The 20,334-nt window shown below is 39.0% G+C and carries 14 protein-coding genes; 8 read left to right on the top strand and 6 right to left on the bottom strand.

Features of this window, described 5'->3' with window-relative positions; genetic code table 11:
* Positions 1-86: 86 nt before the first annotated feature.
* A complete protein-coding gene (locus QE382_RS17945) occupies positions 87-1,184 on the bottom strand; it encodes a TlpA family protein disulfide reductase (RefSeq protein ID WP_307187132.1) in 1,098 nt (365 codons plus the stop codon).
* A gap of 59 nt (positions 1,185-1,243) precedes the next feature.
* Positions 1,244-3,859 (bottom strand): alanine--tRNA ligase, encoded by a 2,616-nt coding sequence (gene alaS, locus QE382_RS17950; protein WP_307187133.1) that lies wholly within the window; start codon positions 3,857-3,859, stop codon positions 1,244-1,246.
* Between the two features lie 421 nt (positions 3,860-4,280).
* Here alaS and QE382_RS17955 point away from each other — a divergent pair, with 421 nt between their 5' ends.
* From QE382_RS17955 to QE382_RS17980, 6 genes are all read left to right on the top strand, one after another.
* Complete coding sequence (locus QE382_RS17955) at positions 4,281-5,129, top strand: universal stress protein (RefSeq protein WP_307187134.1); 849 nt, start codon at positions 4,281-4,283, stop codon at positions 5,127-5,129.
* A gap of 12 nt (positions 5,130-5,141) precedes the next feature.
* A complete protein-coding gene (locus QE382_RS17960) occupies positions 5,142-5,984 on the top strand; it encodes a universal stress protein (RefSeq protein ID WP_307187135.1) in 843 nt (280 codons plus the stop codon).
* A 90-nt stretch (positions 5,985-6,074) separates the two neighbouring features.
* Positions 6,075-7,424, top strand: coding sequence for an OmpA family protein (locus tag QE382_RS17965; RefSeq protein ID WP_307187136.1), 1,350 nt, complete (start codon positions 6,075-6,077; stop codon positions 7,422-7,424).
* Between the two features lie 148 nt (positions 7,425-7,572).
* Positions 7,573-8,898: an OmpA family protein gene (locus tag QE382_RS17970; RefSeq protein ID WP_307187137.1), complete on the top strand. Its 1,326-nt coding sequence runs from the start codon at positions 7,573-7,575 to the stop codon at positions 8,896-8,898.
* Between the two features lie 312 nt (positions 8,899-9,210).
* Complete coding sequence (locus QE382_RS17975) at positions 9,211-11,073, top strand: DEAD/DEAH box helicase (RefSeq protein ID WP_307187138.1); 1,863 nt, start codon at positions 9,211-9,213, stop codon at positions 11,071-11,073.
* A gap of 180 nt (positions 11,074-11,253) precedes the next feature.
* Positions 11,254-13,017 (top strand): AMP-dependent synthetase/ligase, encoded by a 1,764-nt coding sequence (locus tag QE382_RS17980; RefSeq protein ID WP_307187139.1) that lies wholly within the window; start codon positions 11,254-11,256, stop codon positions 13,015-13,017.
* A gap of 60 nt (positions 13,018-13,077) precedes the next feature.
* Here the strand turns inward: QE382_RS17980 and rlmB are convergent, their stop codons facing one another.
* Positions 13,078-13,866, bottom strand: a complete 789-nt coding sequence (gene rlmB / locus QE382_RS17985; RefSeq protein WP_307187140.1) for a 23S rRNA (guanosine(2251)-2'-O)-methyltransferase RlmB — start codon at positions 13,864-13,866, stop codon at positions 13,078-13,080.
* Between the two features lie 77 nt (positions 13,867-13,943).
* Positions 13,944-15,794, bottom strand: a complete 1,851-nt coding sequence (locus QE382_RS17990; protein WP_307187141.1) for a DNA polymerase III subunit gamma/tau — start codon at positions 15,792-15,794, stop codon at positions 13,944-13,946.
* Positions 15,795-15,895: 101 nt separating this feature from the next.
* Here QE382_RS17990 and QE382_RS17995 point away from each other — a divergent pair, with 101 nt between their 5' ends.
* On the top strand, positions 15,896-16,591 hold the full coding sequence (locus tag QE382_RS17995; RefSeq protein ID WP_307187142.1) for a hypothetical protein: 696 nt from the start codon (positions 15,896-15,898) through the stop codon (positions 16,589-16,591).
* Between the two features lie 404 nt (positions 16,592-16,995).
* The gene (locus tag QE382_RS18000) at positions 16,996-18,171 is read left to right on the top strand and encodes a hypothetical protein (protein ID WP_307187143.1); all 1,176 of its coding nucleotides are present in this window, start codon (positions 16,996-16,998) and stop codon (positions 18,169-18,171) included.
* A gap of 110 nt (positions 18,172-18,281) precedes the next feature.
* Here the strand turns inward: QE382_RS18000 and QE382_RS18005 are convergent, their stop codons facing one another.
* Positions 18,282-18,719 (bottom strand): hypothetical protein, encoded by a 438-nt coding sequence (locus tag QE382_RS18005; RefSeq protein WP_294350839.1) that lies wholly within the window; start codon positions 18,717-18,719, stop codon positions 18,282-18,284.
* A 101-nt stretch (positions 18,720-18,820) separates the two neighbouring features.
* Positions 18,821-20,284, bottom strand: a complete 1,464-nt coding sequence (locus tag QE382_RS18010; protein WP_294350841.1) for a beta-helix domain-containing protein — start codon at positions 20,282-20,284, stop codon at positions 18,821-18,823.
* Between the last annotated feature and the right edge of the window lie 50 nt (positions 20,285-20,334).

The raw sequence follows: 20,334 nt of genomic DNA on the forward strand, positions 1-20,334 counted from the left end.
CTAAATTATAAACAAAATGATAACAATCAGTTAACCCTGTGTTACCAAATTATTAAGTAATATGCTATTTAACAATAACACAAGGATTACTTAATTGTTTTCTTCAAAAACGTCTCCAGCTCCTCTCCACGCAGATTTTTCGCTATAATAAAACCGTTCGGATCTAATATGTAGGAAGTAGGCAAGGCTTTAACCCGGTAATCGATAACAACAGGCGAGCTCCAAGCTTTCAAATCAGATACATGTGTCCACGTTAACTTATCATCTTCGATAGCGCGCATCCATGAACCAGGATTGTCGTCAAATGAAACAGATAATATGTCAAAACCTTTACCATGATAGGCCTTATACAACCGAACAAGATTAGGGTTCTCTTGACGACAAGGCATACACCACGAAGCCCAAAAGTCGATCAACGTATATTTACCTTTAAAACTAGACAACTTCACTTCTTTATTGGATGGTGTAAAAGATATCAGTTCAGGAGCAGGCTGCCCAATCGCCATTTTCTTTAGCTTTTGGGTTTCCTCTTTAAATTGGGTTACGTACCTATTCTCCGTAAATTCATCCTTTATTTTATCGGCATAAGCAATAATTTCACTTTCGGCAACTTCGGGATCTAAGGTGGAGATGGCATAAAATCCAGCCAAATCATTGTGTCTATTCGAAAAATCGACCGCTTTCTTCGTATATGTCCGTAGGACCTCTGCAAATTTGGCTTTATATTCTGCACGAATCTTTTCAATCTCGTCTGCTGTCGAATTTGAAGTTAGCTTTGCAAATACCGTTTGCAAGGAATCCTGCACATAATCGCGATAATTCCGTTCTTTGGCAAAGGGCTGTATTGTTTTTGACAATTCAGAACCTTCCACCTGGTAATCATTGACATCCTTATGAAGATCCGTATTAAAAGTAATGGTTTCCCCAGGGGAGGCGATCAAATCATAGCGATTTTTACCTACCCGCAAAGATAATAATCTGGACTGGCTAGCAGGTCTTACAAACTGAAATTTGTTATTGTCGCCAAAAAACATAGAATCGAGTTTTGTATCCCCTTCATATAACGAAATAACTTTGACATTGCCAGGATTTTCGACATTTCCTGCAATGGTAAACTGCTCCTTATTTTGGCAACTCATCATCAAACTAACAATTCCTACCGCAAAAAAAACTGCCTTCTTCATCCGTTTATTTTTAGTTGTTAATACCTATCCTTAATAGCCTTATTTCATTGGCCCTAAATTTATTTCAAGAAGTCTATTGCACGCGCAATTGCCAGCTTTAATCCCGCAGGATTTTTACCTCCGGCTGTCGCGAAGAACGGCTGACCACCGCCCCCTCCTTGGATATCCTTAGCTAATTCTCGAACAATTGTACTTGCATTTAATCCTTTTTCTTTAGCCAACTCATCGGATAGTACAACAGTCAAGCTTGGCTTACCATCAAACTCAGCACCTATGACTAAAAACAAGTTCGTAACAGTACCTTTTAAAGCATAAGCCAATGTTTTCACAGCTTCAGCATTTGGAAGATCAACAATCGTAGACAAGAAATTAATCGGTCCGACCTGCTGGATCTTTGCTTCCAAATCAGATTTCAAGGCTAACGATTTTTCCGTGATACTTTTCTCGACTTCTTTTTTCAAGGCACCATTCTCATCGATAATTTTACCTAGTGCAGATACAAAATCCTTTGGATTATTCATGAGCTCTTTCAGGTGATGAACCAATTCGAAATGCTCACGGATAACCGATGCTGAGCGCGTTCCTGTAATTGCTTCAATACGACGGACACCAGCAGCGACAGCAGATTCGGAAACAATTTTAAAAAATCCGATCTGGCCCGTTGCTTTGACATGTGTACCCCCACACAATTCTTTGGAATATTGGTCTTCAAAAGTAATCACACGCACAAAATCACCATATTTTTCCCCAAATAGGGCTGTAACACCCGAATTAAGGGCCTGTTGATATGGAACATTCCGTTCTTCCTTCAAGGGTATATTTTCACGAATCTTAGCATTGACAATATCCTCTACCTGCTTAATCTCCTCGTCGGTGATTTTCGAAAAATGAGAGATATCAAAACGTAAAGTATCCGCGTTGACCAATGATCCCTTTTGGTTCACGTGATTTCCCAATACCTGTTTCAAAGCTGCATGTAATAAATGGGTTGCTGAGTGATTGTTTTCGGTATCGGTTCTTTTGGTTTTATCAACCTGCGCTACAAATGTACCTTTCAATTCAAGCGGTAACTTGTTTGTAAAGTGAACAAATAGCCCATTTTCCTTTTTAGTATCTGTGATATAGATTTTCTCACCTGTTGATTCCGAAATCAATTCCCCAGAATCGCCCACTTGGCCCCCACCCTCAGCGTAAAAGGGGCTAACTGAAAGTACCAATTGGAATTGCTCTTTGTTTTTTGCTACAACTTTACGGTATTTAACAACCTCGGTAACGGCAGTTAATGTATCGTATCCTACGAATTCAAACCCCTCATCTTCATTCACTTCAATCCAATCACCAGTGTCAATCGCAGTGGCAGCACGAGAACGATCTTTCTGAATTTGAAGTGCTTGGTTGAAACCCTCCATATCGACAGTTAAACCTTTTTCACGCGCCAACAATTCCGTTAAGTCGATCGGGAATCCGTAGGTATCATAGAGTTCGAAAGCAAAATCCCCCTTAATGACAACGTTATTCTCCACATAATTTTCAAATCGCTGCACGCCGGTGGACAAGGTTCTTAGGAACGAAACTTCCTCTTCTAAGATCACTTTCTGTACAAAATCCTGTTGTTGAATCAATTCATCGAATACTCCTGCGAACTGAGATGCCAATACGGGTACAATTTCATTAATAAAAGGAGTTTTAAAGCCTAAAAATGTATAAGCATAACGTACTGCGCGGCGTAAAATACGGCGAATCACGTAGCCAGCTTTATTGTTGGATGGCAGTTGGCCATCGGCAATTGCAAAACTTACTGCACGAATATGATCAGAAACCACGCGCATGGCAATGTCGGCCTTTTCATCTATACCATATTTTATACCTGATTTTTCAGCAATAAAATCGATAGTAGGGGTAAATACGTCGGTATCATAGTTGGAGGTCTTACCCTGTATGCATCGCACCAAACGCTCAAAGCCCATTCCCGTATCGACATGTTTAGCGGGTAGCGACTGAAGCGAGCCATCTTTCAATCGATTAAATTGCATGAATACGAGATTCCAGATCTCAATGACTTGAGGGTGGTCTGCATTCACCAAACTCTGTCCGGAAGTTTGTTCGCGCTCTTCTGTGCTGCGCATATCAAAATGGATTTCGGAACAAGGCCCACAAGGTCCTGTCTCCCCCATTTCCCAAAAATTATCTTTCTTGTTCCCAAGGAGAATTCTATCTTCGCCAATCCATTCTTTCCAGAAATTGAAAGCTTCCATATCACGCTCCAAGCCTTCTTTGGCATCTCCTTCAAAAATAGTCACATACAGACGGTCTTTGTCTAACTTATAAACAACTGTCAATAGTTCCCAAGCCCAAGCAATCGCTTCTTTCTTAAAGTAATCACCGAAACTCCAGTTTCCTAACATCTCAAACAACGTATGGTGATAGGTGTCAATGCCGACTTCTTCCAAATCATTGTGCTTTCCAGAAACACGTAAACAGCGTTGAGTATCGGCAACGCGAGGAAATTTAACGGGTGCTTCACCCAAAAATAAATCTTTGAATTGATTCATTCCCGCATTGGTAAACATTAAAGTTGGGTCATTTTTTACAACTACCGGTGCTGAAGGGACTATTTGATGCCCTTTACTTTTAAAAAAGTCCAAAAAGGCCTGACGAATTTCTCTACTTGTCATTTAATTATCTAAAAATATGTGCAAACTTACTCAAAATTGATAGGTTATGCAATGTAGAATTCCATATATTGACCTTGAAACGACCGTTTTCTCTTAACGACGAAAAGTGCGACTTTGACTTTTCAAACAAAAAATTCAGACGCTAACATTCAGCGAGTTAAGACATACCAATTTAATTGGTGACAGCAATCACAAATTGATATTAAATATAACATTCTAAAAGTGTTATTCGTTATTCATATTTGTGCAAAGCTTCTTCACTTTCACATGTAAAACGATAAAAACTATTTGACTTGAGGTCATCCACAATTACATTTGTTTTATTACATTTGATAGTAAAATAGGGAATTGAATATACTTTCAAGCACATTCCCTAGTGCGAGATAAATAAGATTAGATTTTGTAGATTAAATTCCTTCTAATGAAAAAAAACATTCTACTACCGGTAGATTTTTCTGCTCATGCGATCAATGCTGTTAACTATGCGGTGCACCTATGTCTGGAAAAGGGTTATGCCCTCCACCTTTATCACAATTACACCTCTGCTTCTGCGGTGTTCGAGGAAGAAAACAGCCCTAATGACGCAAATTCTCCCGTATTTAAAGCGGATATCCTTATCAAAAGTCTGGCAGAATCAATAAAGCTACAACATCCCACACTTGAAATATCTACACAATGTGAGCGAGGAATGATTACAGAAACGCTACCTGAACTCGCTACTCCTGATCAGTTTGATTTTTTAGTTATGGGCACTAAGGGCATCACCAATGAGGACAGTAAGCTTATTGGCAGCACCACGTATGTCATTAGCAAAAAAGCCAAAATACCTGTATTGGCCATTCCAAACGAAGCACATTATACACCGATAGATACTGTCGGCTTACTGTCCAATTTTAAAGAAGAAGAGATCCATACAGTAAAAGATTTTGTCAATATTATCGGTAAAGATTTTGAGTTGAAACTTATGCATGTACACTACGATCACTCATCAGAAAATAGAATTGAGGATAAGCTTGAAGTATGGAAATATAAGATCAAAAAACATATTGGCGTCACCAATATTGCAATCGAAGTTGATTCAATTCAAGGCGATATTGAGGATCTAGATACAGTTCCAGAAGTCATTAACGAGATGATCCATAACGAAAAGATTAAAGTGCTATTAGTGACAAGATCGAGAAAATCATTCTTTGAACGTGTCTTTTCGCGTTCAGTCGCAAAAGCATTATTTAGCCATCCGTTAGTCCCCATATTTTTCACAAAAGCATAATACCTTATAGCCATGTCTAAACTATTAATACCTGTCGATTATTCCGAAAATGCACGAGTTGCGGCATTTTATGCAGCACAAGTGGCTACCATGTCAAACAATGAGATCACACTCTTTCATTCGTTCACATCACACAGCAATAAATTTGCAAATGCGAAGCATTTAGTAGACCCTACGGAGATGGAAGCTCATCAAAAAATGGAGAAGCTTGTAGCTGAACTTCTACAAGAATATCCTTCACTTAAAATTTCTACCTTATTTGACAACGGTATTTTGGCCGAAACACTGGAAAAACAAGAGATAAAAGAGACATACCAAACGATCATTATGGGTACAAAAGGAGTCACAGGACTCGAATCTGTTTTGATCGGAAGTAATACTTATGATGTTATTAAAGAGTCCAAAATACCTGTTTTAGCTGTTCCAAAAAATGCGATAAAGCTCAAAAAGGATACCATTGGTTTGTTAACAAATTTCAAACCTGGCGAACTTGAAGTGCTCAAACAAGCTATTCCGTTATATGGCAAAGACTTCCATCTTCAACTGATTCACATTAATAAAAATGAACTGGAAATCAAAGTATTAGGAAAAAAACTAGAAAACTGGATCGAAGAGATTATTAGTGAAACTGGCATTGAAGACATTTCATACATTGTCAAATCGCCTAGTTATTTTGCGGGTTCTCGAGAGAATGTCGCTAACGGTATTCATACCATTATCAGGGACGAAGACATTGATGTTATTTTGATTACAAAAAGTAGGAAAACTTTTTTTCAAAACATTTTTACTGAAAATATTGTTAAGCATCTGGCTTTTGAAATTGAAGTGCCAAACTTCTTTGGGCGTGTAGAGTAACCAAATAATTTTTGGCAAATTTATTGCAAGAGTGTTCAGTGAGTTAATTTAACAACAGTATTATAGTAGATAATTTTACAAACACGCATTATGAAAATTAGCCTTAAAAAATCAGGATTACTTGTTGCGGCAGGAATTTTATCCACCGCATCCTTTGCGCAAAGCACAAAAGACGCATCAATTGAAGGCACAACACCATTAGGCTCGGCAACACAATATAGAACGTGGTCGATCGGTGTGGGAGCAGGTGTAACGAGCTTGCAAAATATCGCCAAGTTTAACAACGGTGGTTACGATAAATTGGATTGGAATTTGGGTTATAGTGCTTACATCAAGAAGCAGATCTCCCCATCCTTTGGATTAAAAGCTACTTATTTTGGTGGAAAAACATCAGGCTACGTTAATAGCGATAAACAGACAGGATTTGAAACTAAAACACCTTGGTCTGTAGCGTTGTCGGGCGAGTTTTTAGCAGCAAATACCAACTGGAGATTTTTCAACAGCTTCATTAAACCGTACGCATCCATTGGTGTTGGTGTAATGAACGCCGAGACCGCTGGAATCGCTAACGGGAACAGAGGAGAATATGGTGACTCGTATTCTAAGATTTATGTACCGGCAGATTTTGGTTTTAAATTCGCCGTAGCAAAAGGTATCAACTTTGAACTTGGTTACCAATTGAATTGGGCGAACCAACGTTTTGACAACAGAATGGGTAGCGATAACCCAGTGGGTCAACAATATAAAAATGACTTATTCACTTATGCTCATGCAGGCCTAGAATTTGCATTGGGTAGTGGTAGCAAACCTGCTTTAAACAATTCTAACCCTGTGGCAACCCTTGTCAATGACTACACGGTTAAGTACGATGACTTAAAGGCTCAAAATGATGCGTTGAATGCTAAAAATCAAGCATTACAAGGACAGTTGGATGGTCTTAACAATGATCTGAAAGATGACGATGGCGACGGTGTGGCTAACAAATATGATAAATGCCCAGACACACCTTCAGGTGTTCAAGTGGACGGATCGGGTTGTCCAATTGTTGTTAAAAACGAAACCAAGGTCGTAGAGAAAGTTGTGGTTACAGAAGCAGATAAGAAAGTTGTTGCTGATGCGATCAAAAACTTGGAGTTTGATTTAGGTAAAGCAACTATCCGCTCCAGCTCTTATGCGACATTGAATAGAGTTGCCGCTTTATTAATTGAAAAGAACTTCAGCTTAAAGCTTGCTGGTCACACAGATAATACAGGCTCACGCGAATTAAATATGCGTTTGTCTAAAGAACGTGCAGAAGCGGTAAAAGCGTATTTAGTATCGCAAGGGGCAAATGCTTCACGTATAGAGGCCACCGGATATGGTCCTGACCAACCAATTGCAACAAATAAAAATGCAGCTGGCCGTCAACAAAACCGCCGTGTTGAGTTCACCCTTTATTAATAACTAATAAATCAGATAAATAAAAAGGTGTTTTTAAATTTAAAAACACCTTTTTATTTATCTAATTGTCATATTTCAACTACAAACCTTTAGCAAATTTAATTTTCCAATTATTAGTTTTGTAGCGGTTTATACAAAATCAGATTATATGAAACTAAAATTACAATTCGTACTCGCGCTTGCATCTGCGGGCTTATTTGCGAATACAGCAAATGCTCAAAATGCAAAAGCATCATCCATTGAAGGAACAACACCATTTGGACCAGCTACACAATATAGAACATGGTCTATCGGTATTGGTGCAGGGGTGACAAATCAAACTAACATTGCTGGCTTTAACCGTGCAAACTATGAGGATTTAGCGTGGAATTTGGGCTATAGTGCCTACATTAAAAAGCAAATTTCTCCTTCTTTTGGCATCAAGGCGAGCTACTTTGGGGGTAAGACTGGTGGAGCGTTTAAAGATGGAACACAATCTTTTGAAGCTAAAACACCATGGTCTGCGGCCTTGTCGGGCGAATTCCAAGCTGCCAACACCAACTGGAGATTTTTCAACAGTTTCATTAAGCCTTATGCATCGGTCGGTGTGGGTGTGATGAATAGCAAAACTACCTTAACTACAGGATCAACTTCCCAGGAAGCAGATGGCATTTCTAAAATTTACGTACCATTGGATATGGGATTTAAATTTGCTGTCGCTAAAGGTATCAACTTCGAGCTAGGTTATCAATTAAATTGGGTTAACCAAAACTTTGATGGCATTCAAGGCGGTCAATATAAAAATGACTTGTTTACTTACATCCATGGCGGTTTAGAATTTGCATTGGGCAGTGGTAGCAAACCTGCTTTAAACAATTCAAATCCTGTTGCGACATTAGTCAACGACTACACCTTGAAATATGATGATCTTAAAGCACAAAATGATGCTTTAAATGCTAAAAACCAAGCGCTACAAAATCAATTGGATGGTTTGAACAGTGACTTGAAGGATGATGATGGTGATGGTGTTGCCAACAGATATGACAAATGCCCGGGCACTCCTTCAGGTGTACAGGTAGATGGATCTGGATGTCCAATTGTGGTGAAAAACGAAACTAGAGTTGTAGAAAAAGTTGTGGTAACAGAAGCTGACCGAAAAGTTGTTGCTGATGCCATTAAGAACTTGGAATTCGATTTGGGAAAATCAACAATACGTCCTACCTCATACGCTACCTTAAATAAAGTTGCAGAACTGTTAATCGAGAAAAACTTCAGTCTAAAACTAGCCGGACACACGGATAATACAGGTTCACGTGAATTGAACATGCGTCTATCAAAAGAACGCGCCGAATCGGTGAAAGCATATCTTGTATCCCAAGGCGCTAATGCATCACGCATTGAAGCGACAGGTTATGGTCCTGACCAACCGATCGCATCAAACAAAACCGCTGATGGTCGTCAACAAAACCGTCGCGTAGAGTTCACGCTTTATTAATCGATATTCTTGGATTTATACAAGCCAAAGGCATCACTTCACGGTGATGCCTTTTTTGATACCTACACGATTTGAAAGTTTAATGTAGGTTCGTCAAAGAATATGAGGACTGTAGACATACAACATACTTTAAAAGTTGAAATAGCTATCTTTAAATCTCATTAATCTATACGAAGACAGTTTATTTGTTGTAACTATTCTCAAAAACTCAAATCATATTAAAAATCAATTATTTAAATTATTTGTTTATTCCAATTTTATTCTTATCTTTGCATCGCCTTAGGCAATAGTGCCTATTGTATATAATATTTCATGAACCCATTTTTAGAACTGGGAATCCGTGAGGAAGTTGTTAATGCCATCTCAGAATTAGGTTTCGAAAAACCTTCTGAAATTCAGGAAAAAGCCATTCCTGTTTTATTGACTGGTAACGACGATTTTGTCGGATTAGCCCAAACTGGCACAGGAAAGACCGCGGCATTTGGTCTTCCATTATTAGAGCAATTAGACTTTTCTCAAAAACACCCACAGGCATTAATCCTTTGCCCTACTCGGGAATTATGTTTACAAATCTCAAAAGATTTAGAAAAATTTGCTAAATACGTTAACAACGTACATGTTGTTGCTGTATATGGAGGTGCAAATATCTCAGACCAGCTACGTCAAATTAGACGTGGAGTGCAAATTGTAGTTGCGACCCCAGGTCGTATGTTGGATATCATTGGCAGAAATGCAATTGATTTCTCAAATGTAAAGTATGTTGTATTAGATGAAGCGGATGAGATGCTCAATATGGGCTTCAAAGAAGACATCAACAACATTTTGTCAGAAACTCCTGACGAGAAAAAAACTTGGTTATTTTCGGCAACGATGCCTTCTGAAGTGCGTCGTATCGCAAAGAATTATATGACCGACCCTGTTGAGCTTACTGTAGGTACAAAAAATACAGGTAATGCCAACATTGAACACCATTACTATTTGATCAAAGCAAAAGATAAATATGCGGCGTTCAAACGTATTGTAGATTCAAATCCTGATATCTTTGGTATCGTATTTTGTCGTACAAAAATCGAGACGCAAGATATTGCTGAAGCGTTGATCAAAGATGGTTACAATGCAGATTCATTGCATGGTGATTTATCCCAACAACAACGTGATAAAGTAATGAAACGTTACCGTGACCGTAGTTTACAATTGTTGATCGCAACAGACGTAGCTGCTCGTGGTATTGATGTAAGTGACGTAACGCACGTAATCAACTTCTCGTTACCAGATGAAACAGAAAACTATACACACCGTTCAGGCCGTACAGCTCGTGCAGGTAAAACTGGTATTTCACTTTCTTTGGTAAACGTAAAAGAACTAAGCAAAATCCGTCATCTTGAAAAGATCATTGGTAAGCCTTTTGAGAAAAAGCAAGTCCCTCAAGGTGCTGAAGTTTGCGAAAAACAATTATTTTCGATCGTTAAAAAGATTGAAAATGTTGAAGTGAACGATGAACAAATCAGCCCATTCTTGCCAGCAATTATGGAAAATTTGGAATCTCTTTCCAAAGAAGATATCATCAAAAGATTTGCTTCTCTTGAGTTCAACCGTTTCTTGGATTATTACAAAAACGCCCCAGATTTAAATATCGAAGCGCGCGACGGTTCTCGTGAAGACCGCGGTGATAGACGTGATGGTCGCTCTCGTGAAGGTTCAAAAGGTTACACACGTTTATTCATGAACTTAGGCTCAGTAGATGAATTCTCTCGTGGAGACATGTTGGGCTTTATCTGTAACAATGCGAACATTTCAGGAAAATCTATTGGTAAAATTGATTTAAAGGGTGTATTTACATTCTTTGAAGTTCAAGATGCTGAGGTTGAGAAAGTATTCCAAGGATTCCAGAACGTAGATTACAACGGTCGTCAAGTACGCATCGAAGTATCTGGGGAAGGAAAAAGTGAAGGCCGTGGCGGAAGAAGCCGTGGTGGTGAACGTGGCGGAAGACGTGAAGGTGGATATCGTGGCGGTGATCGCGGTGGAAGACGTGAAGGTGGCTATGGTGGCGGCGAGCGCAGCGGAAGACGTGAAGGCGGATTCAGCGGCGAGAGACGTGAGCGTAGCAGCAACAATGGCGGTGGCTTCCGTGATTTCTCTGGAAAACGTAAAGAATCAAAAAGTAAATACTAAGTAAACAGTATTTAAAATAGAGTTTAAAGACTCTGGTATAAAAGCACATAGCTTGATATACCAGAGTCTTTTTGTGTATACCACCATCTCCTCTTACATACGCATTAATCCATGAATTGAATACGGCGGTCTCTATAAAAAAACGTAAATTAGCTGTATTATAAGAACTGGATTTTCACTATGCCAACAGCAACGAGATTATTTGATTTAGCATATCTTCAATATGATATTGCACCAGACTTTCCGATGTTTTCATTTAAAAAAGATAACAAATGGGTAAAACTGAGCAATACTGAATTTATTGAGCAAGTTAACCAGACATCGAAAGGTCTGATCGCACTAGGGGTGCAACCTGGCGAAAAGGTGGCCTTGATTAGTGAAAACCGTGTCGAATGGAATATACTTGACTTTGCTATCCAACAAATTGGCGCTGTTATTGTCGCGATTTACCCCAATATTTCGACGTTGGATTATACCTATATTTTCAATCATGCCGAAATTAAAACCTGCATTGTCAGTTCAAAAGAACTCTATACAAAAATATTAACGATAAAAGATGATTGTCCTCAATTAAATGCGATCTACAGCTTCGAAAAAGAAGATGATCTCAACCATTGGAAGGATTTCGTTGCAAGTGGGGAGATTATTACAGATGAAACGCTAAACCAGCTACGTGATCATATAAAACCCGATGCCTTGGCGTCCATCATTTATACCTCTGGAACAACAGGAAACCCAAAAGGCGTTATGTTGTCTCATAAAAATTTATTGGCAGATACTTATAGTAGCGAATATTCCTTTCCTGTCCAACGTGGCGACCGGGCACTCTCCTTTCTTCCAGTTTGCCATGCCTATGAGCGCGTGTTCCAATATGTGTATATGTACAAAGGCTTGACAATCTTCTTTGCTCAATCCATGGATACAATAGGTGAAGACTTTAAATCTGTAAAGCCGCATATTTTCTCTGCTGTTCCTCGGGTTTTGGAGAAAGTTTATGAAAAGATTATGGCAACGGGAGAACAGCTAACAGGGATTAAGCGGAAACTATTCTTCTGGTCTATAAACCTCGGCGAAAAATACAAACTCGAGGGGCGCTCATGGTGGTATGATCTTCAGTTGAAAATTGCCCGTAAATTAGTTTTTTCAAAATGGCGCAAGGTCTTCGGTGATGATATCAAGGGAATTGCTTCTGGAAGCGCTGCACTACAGCAAAGGTTAATCCGTCTATACATGGCTGCAGGAATTCCGATCTATGAAGGCTATGGTCTTACTGAAGCCGGACCATGTATCGCCGTAAACTGTTATAGAAGAGGTATGAAAATTGGAACAGTTGGCTTGCCATTAATTCATATCGAAATTAAGCTTGCGCCCGATGGTGAAATATTGACGAAAGGAGAAAATAATATGATCAGTTATTATAAAAATCCGGAGGCTACAGCAGAAGCAATTAAAGATGGTTGGTTGTACACAGGAGACATTGGCGAATGGGTAGATGGCAAATTCCTTAAAATTATCGATCGAAAGAAAGAGATGTTCAAGACCTCTGGAGGAAAATATATTGTTCCTCAGCAGATTGAATCGAAGCTGGTAGAATCTCCATTTATCGAACAGGCCATGGTACTTGGAGAAGGCCGTAAGTTTCCTGCAGCTTTGATTTTTTCCAACTATAAAAATCTCTTAGAATGGTCGAAAACAGCATTTCCCACCCTGGCAGATCTTTCTAGACGAGATTTTCTAGACAGCCCTGAACTGAAGCAGAAAATTGAGTCGGAACTAAACCGTATCAATAAAAATTTTGGAAACTGGGAACAAATCAAAAAATTTGCCATCATCCCTAATGAAATGACGATTGAGACCGGTGAATTGACCCCTACTTTAAAGATGAAAAGAAAAGTTATCCTACAAAAATACGAACGAGAGATCGAGCAAATTTATCAAATCTAGCTTACAAAAAAATCCTTTGTTAAAATACAAAGGATTTTTTATTATCAATAAAGTATGGTGCTACTCTTTAACAATCCGTTGGCGAATTGCTTCGTAGATCACAACTGCCGCAGAAACTGATACATTTAATGAACTGATTTCACCATACATTGGAATCTTGGCAAGGTTGTCCGCAATACGGATTAGGTCATTGGATACACCGATATCCTCCGCCCCCATAATCACACAGGTAGGGGCCGTATAATCGACATCGTATATACTCGTCGTTGTTTTCTCTGTACTAGCGACTAACTGTACACCAGAATCAATCAAAAATTTACCTACTTTTGAAAGGCTATCGTGGCGGCAAACAGGGATTTTATAAAGTGCGCCCGCAGATGTTTTTATCGCGTCAGGATTAACTTCAGCAGAGCCTTTTTTGGGAACAATGATCGCATGAACACCCGAACATTCAGCTGTCCGCGCGATAGCGCCTAAATTACGCACGTCTGTTACTCCATCCAACATCAAAAGTAAAGGTGTTTCACCCTTTTCATAAATCTGTGGTAGAAGATCTTCAATATCGTGATAGGTGATTGGCGAAATGACCGCGATTACACCTTGATGGTTTTTACGTGTTATCCGGTTTAACTTCTCGATCGGCACCTGTTGAAAAGCGATATTATGCTCTTTTAGCAAGGCTTTCAATTCTAGAATCAAACTACCACTCAAACCACGCTGTATAAACAATGACTCGATCTCTTTACCGCTATCTATTGCTTCCATCACAGCACGAATACCAAATACCATCTGATTCACCTCACGTCTTTCGCCGTGGTCGCGATCACGTCTCTGAAAATTTCCTTGCATAATAAAAACTAAATATTCTGCTCTTCATAGAAGAGATTGCAAATGTACAAAAATAAACAACAATTAAAGTCTCCGAATTAGCTTAGCCCCAAGTTAAACTCCTTCCGCAACGTATCCAATAGTGGGTTTTTATTGACCATGGCTTGATACTTCTCCTGTGAGGTATAGGGTTTGCGCGAAATAGTGTGCTCCATCATCACCCCCTTTAGATCTAACGAAAAATTCTGGAGCTTCACGCGCAGATAATTCAGCACATCAACCTTTGCACTTTGCAATACATCCATCTGAACTCCATTTTCAACATCAATTTCAATCAATACACCATTTAATCGGGGTTGCATGGCCGTCATCATGGTGTACAGGTTAATCTTGTTTTCTGCTTTAAGTTGTTCAGCATAACTGTTCCAAACCGCAATAAATTGACCGAATGAAACCTCACGTTGTTCGCTCCCACGTATCAATTCTGGTTCATCCCCTTCTTTGGCAACCGCATTGTTATCGTATATGGTATTCAAGTCGGGCAAAGAAGGAATAATTGCCGAAGCGGAAGCCCCCCACCCTCCTTTTTTCACTTTGGGAGGCACATTCGAAACAGGATCCTTTTTCGGTTCGGCCTTTGCGTCCGAAGCCTGATAATTTACAGGGGTAGCTTGTGGAGGTGGCGGCGCAACCTGTTTTTCAATAACAGGAACATTGCTTGATGAAATTATCGGTGGTGTAACGACAGCCGAAGCCCCTTGTTTTGGCTGTGCTGCTATTGGCTCAGGAAGTTTTTTTTTTACTTCCTCGCTGGCCGAAGACATCTGGACGGATCCAAGCTGGCTCAATTTGATCGCATGTGCTATATGGCAGGTCTTGAGAAGTGAAAGTTCGACCTGTAAACGTTGATTTTTACTCGTCTTATAGTTGATTTCACATTGATTGGAAATATTCAATGCTGATAACAAAAATCCCGGAGAAGCCTTTTGAGCTTGCTGCATATATTTTTGACGAATACTATCACTAACTTCTAGCAATTTTAAAGTTGACGGTTCTTTGGCAACGAGCAAGTTTCTGAAATGCGATGACAGACCTGCAACGAAATGACTGCCATCAAATCCGTGGTTCAAAATTTCATTGAAAAGCAGTAAGGATTGTGCTGCGTCTTCGGTTAAAATAGCATCTGTTAACTTGAAATAATAGTCGTAATCTAAAATATTTAGATTATCAATGACAGCTTGGTAGGTGACATTTTTATTGGAGAAGCTGACGATCTGATCAAACATCGACAGCGCATCTCGAAGCCCACCGTCTGCCTTTTGTGCAATGATATGCAATCCATCCTGATCATAAGCGATACTTTCCCGATCTGCGATACTAGCCAAATGGTTAGCCATATCTTCCACTTTGATTCGGTTAAAATCGAAAATCTGACAACGCGAAAGTATCGTCGGTAAAATCTTATGTTTCTCTGTCGTTGCCAGAATAAATATTGCATAAGAAGGCGGTTCCTCGAGGGTCTTCAAAAATGCATTGAAAGCCGCCTGAGACAACATATGGACCTCATCTATGATATAGATTTTATATTTTCCTGCCTGTGGAGGTATCCGCACTTGCTCAATAAGATTACGGATATCATCGACCGAGTTATTCGATGCTGCATCCAGTTCATGAATACTAAATGAATTACCGTTTTGGAAAGATTTACAGCTGTCGCATTCGCCACATGGCTCAGTACCCTCTAAGATATTTTCACAATTTATTGTTTTAGCTAAAATGCGTGCACAGGTAGTTTTACCCACACCACGAGGACCACAAAACAAAAATGCCTGCGCCAACTGGTTGTTGTGTATCGCATTCTTTAAGGTACCCGTAATGTGTTGCTGACCTACAACCGAATCAAAGGTAATCGGGCGGTATTTACGTGCAGAAACAATAAAATTATCCATTGCACGAAGATACGAATTTTAATACTATTTTTACACGTCACATTGATTTGCAACTGTAGCGGATAGCTGAAAGCTTTCGTTAAGCTTAAAAAAACCAATTTATGAAGTACTTAAAACACCTATTCTACGCTTTTTTATGTAGTACACTTCTCTTTGTAGGCTGTAAAAAAGAAGAAAGCTACGACGAACTCACAAGTCTAGCAGCAGATAAAATCCAACAAGCAGTTAAACTAACCGAAAATATTTCCTGCAGTGATTTAAAGGAATGCCGAGTTGACACGCTTTATTACACCTATGTACCCGTACACCCGAGCTTTGAACAAGCCTATAATAAGTTAATTACCGAAGCTGCAGCGCTCAGAGAAAGGGCACAGAAAGTATATAAAGGACCTATTGTTTACGACACCAGTGTTTCGCCCAACTATCTTCCTCCTCATTTTGGAATACGATGCATCGCCGGCAAACTGAAAGTCGCCTCAGCTAGAGATTTGGAACTATCAGAGATCAACCAACGACTGGCAGATCTGCTCCCCAAGCTACAGACCTTTTTTGATGACATTCCCTGCAACGACCCCAGTAAATGGCACATTGCCCCCTTTCGTAAAGACTGCGAGTTTATTTCCATATTGTATACAGACAAAGAGAACTTTGCTGAGTTTGGGAATATGGCAGAACAATATAACCATTTGGACAATGCCAAAAGAACGCTGGATAAAAGCTTAAATTGCAGTACGACAAATGACAAACCAGCTAAGGGTGTAATTTGTGAAAGTAATAAACCTAAAGTTACCTACTAATCGCGTAATTTATCGAAAAGCTGAGTCTTTAAACTATAGCTTCTTCGCCCTTCCTTCGCTCTTTGTTCGCCCTTTGTTCGCCGTGCGTCCACTCTCGCTCCACTGATCCCCCACTCTTTCCCCACTGTTTATGTGGGCCCGAGGTGGAGAATCAGTGGGCAGGCAGTGGGGGAACCCCGAAAATGGTACGAATCAGTCCCGAAAAACTAGCGAACAAAGTCTCCCTAACATGCACTGGCAAACGATTATGTCTTACACTGAAATAAGTTTACATTTACTATCAATTTGCGGTAGGCTAAAAATATTTTCTACAATTTTTTCGAAAAGCAATTACAATTTGTTAAATTTATATTACACTAATGTTATCAAATTGTTAAGAATTGAGATCAAGAAAAATATATTGGATGTTATTCACCATCATCGTATGGTTGACCTGCGCTTCACAACAGCTGTGGGCGCAACATCATGATTTCGATTTTTATGACGGAAAGGTATCCATTGATGTTCCGACTTCCTTTAACATTCCATTCAAAGACAGCTTGACGATAGCGCATGTACAAAAATTCTATCAAACAGCGGATCAGACAGATTATATACAACTTGTAAACAGTTTGCTTGAATACAAAGACGAGCACCATTTGAATGATTGGGTATATTATCAGTTGATTCGCCGTACCGCGCAACAGATTGCTCCGAAAGATGAAAATTATACACGCTACACGTTGTACAAATGGTTTTTAATGTGTAAATCTGGTTATGACGCCCGCTTGGCTGTTGGTAATAATCAAATCATATTTTTCATTCAGAACAAAGAAGATATTTCTGATATTCCATTTTTTGAAATTGACGGCAAGAAATATACCTGTTTAAATTTCCATGACTACGGAAAATTGTTTCAACGAGCTGACACCTACATTCCAGTCACCATAAAGATTCCGGAAGCTATCGAAGATTTCAGTTATAAAATCACAAAATTACCTGATTTTGTACCTGCAAACTATAAGGAAAAGCAGATCGCGTTCAATTATGGCCATAAAGCCTACCATTTTAACATCAAGTTGAATGACGATATCAGTGATCTTTTTAAAAACTATCCTGGTGTGGATTTTGAAACTTATTTCAATATTCCGCTAAGCAAAGAAACCTATCAATCGCTTATTCCGGCGCTTAAGGATAATTTAAGTGGAAAGAGCCAACAGGAAGGAGTGGATTATTTAATGCGGTTTACCCGGTATGCCTTTTTGTATGAAAATGATGAAGAGAATTTTGGAGCTGAAAAACGTCTTTCGGCTGAACAAACCCTATTAAATAAATACAGTGACTGTGATGATCGGGTAGCCTTATTTTTTTATTTGGTTAAGGAAATCTACAATTTACCTATGATTACCCTGCTCTATCCCACTCATGTGACTATGGCCGTTCAATTTGAACACCCTATTGGTGACGCTATTTTGTACAATGGAAAATATTATTCGGTCTGTGAGCCTACACCACAAGCGCAAACACTCGATATAGGTCAACTGTCTGAGGAGCTTAAAAATCAGTCTTATCAGATTGTTTATCATTATGAACCCAGGTAATATTACTTTTTTAAATCGCAGTTCGAGATATTGGCTTTATAGTATATGTTTTAGCTAAAATCAATATTTTGCTGAAAAATAAATAATTCTTGACAGCGCTTTTGCGCTTTCTATAACTTACTTATAAAATCAAGCACATCAGCATATTTACCATCCGTCCGGTTTACGGCTATTGTCACGGTGTTTTCCACGCTTCCAGATCTTACTGTGATTACATAATCCATCCCGTCAACACAACGTGCACACTCTTGGATTTTAGCTTCCAATAAGTTGTAAGTTTCGACATATGACGACAGCTTTCTAAAAGTTTCTTCACTGGTTCTGTAGCTTTTATCCCTTGCCGTTTGAGGACTTCCATTAGTCCCTGCAGGATACTTTACCGCTGTCTTATTTTGATCTACACTGATATTTACAAACTCACCCCAGCCAGAAATTCCTTTTATTTCGACTTTCAGCCCTGTAGTTTCTGAATCCGTTTTATTTTCAGATTTCTTACAGCCCAAAAGGAGTAAAATACCCATTAAAATCAAATAGACCGTATTTTTCATAATTTAAGATTTATTTTATTTCTCTTTATAACGAATTAACGCATAATATGCTACAAAAAAATCCTGCTCAAGGCAGGATTTTTCTATTTGTTATTTTGAAACTAATTTTGTGTTACTCTCCCTGGAGTTGTGTAGTTTAACGACTGGGGATCATAATGAGCCCAACCTTTTGTCCAATCTTCTGTACCAAAAGCCCCTTTATAAGCCACCTTCTCAAAGAAACTTCCCGACACCTTAGCATTCGTGAATGCAGCGCCTGTTGCAGCATCAGAGCCTGTCGATAACGTGAAATCTGGAGTTGCTGGAGTTGAAGAAAAATCTTTTCCAAAATTATAAGGAGCTTTAAATAATGCTGGTGCAAATTTTGTATTATCAAATACATTATTCGCACGCAGTAATGTATTGACTGCTGCTAAATTTGTGGTTGAACTTACTTTTAAATCTGCATCTTTTGAACCGTACACCAAATTATTTGCAAATACCGCTGATCCAGTTAAGAAGTTATTCGAAGTTGTATTCGCTGTAACAACTTTTGTATCGTCAATGTACAATCCAGCGAATGGAAATCCTGAAATCACTGAATTCAATATGCTCAAAGAAGAATTACGACGAATTTGCGCGCCATGCTGATAATTCCCGATAGCCGATTCACCCGCTTTTTTTATAGGGCCTAAAATCGTTACGTTTGAAAAAACAGCAGAGGTTTTTGGAGTCTGGTCTGTACCTGTTGCATTATTATCAGACTCAAATCCATTAGATCCCGATTGATCCGCTTGCGTGGTTGCTCGCTGCGCAAGAGCAAATTGGACATTTCCAGAATATCCAAAATCTGTATCGAAATCATCATCCCAAGTTGCAACAGCTAATAAGTGTTTCGCATTTACAGTACCTCCAAACCATTCAAAAGCATCATCTCCGGAACGATAAACCTGGATGTACTCTAATGTGGTGCCATTTCCAACACCTCCCATTGTCAATCCATTGATTTCATTATCGGCAGAATATTCAATTCCGCCAAACTCAATACGTACATATTTTAGCGTACCTGAGTTATCTGCAGCATCAGTTCCGCCATAGTAGATATAATTTTTAGCATCTTTTCCCTTAGGGCCTTCCAATCCACCTTCAATCATTACATCTGTACCTTGGTTCACAGGAGCTTTTCCTAATAGAATTACACCTCCCCAATCACCTCTAGTTCTTGCACCTGCTGGTAGAGCGGAAGTAAATACAATCGGTTTATCAACAGTACCTACCGCATTAATTTTGGAGCCTCTTGTAATCGTTAAAGTTCCCTTTGTTGCTTTATCTCCTTTTATGATTGTACCAGGCTGAATTGTCAATGTAGCTCCATTTGAAACGAAAACAAATCCTTTCAACAAATAAATCTTATCCGAAGTCCAAGTAGTATTGGCTGTAATTTCTCCGGTAACTTCCACAACATCTTTATCTGTTGGATTAGTTGGTGTTTCAGTATCATTACCATCATCTGTAATTTTGGTTTCCTTACAAGCTCCAGCGATTAACAATGCCGCTAATGATAAGAATAATAATCTTTTTTTCATTTTTTAAGTTTTAAAAATCTCAATACAAAAAAATACTTTACTTATGTCTT

The organism is Sphingobacterium zeae, from assembly GCF_030818895.1.
In the GTDB taxonomy this organism is placed as follows: Bacteria; Bacteroidota; Bacteroidia; order Sphingobacteriales; family Sphingobacteriaceae; genus Sphingobacterium; species Sphingobacterium zeae.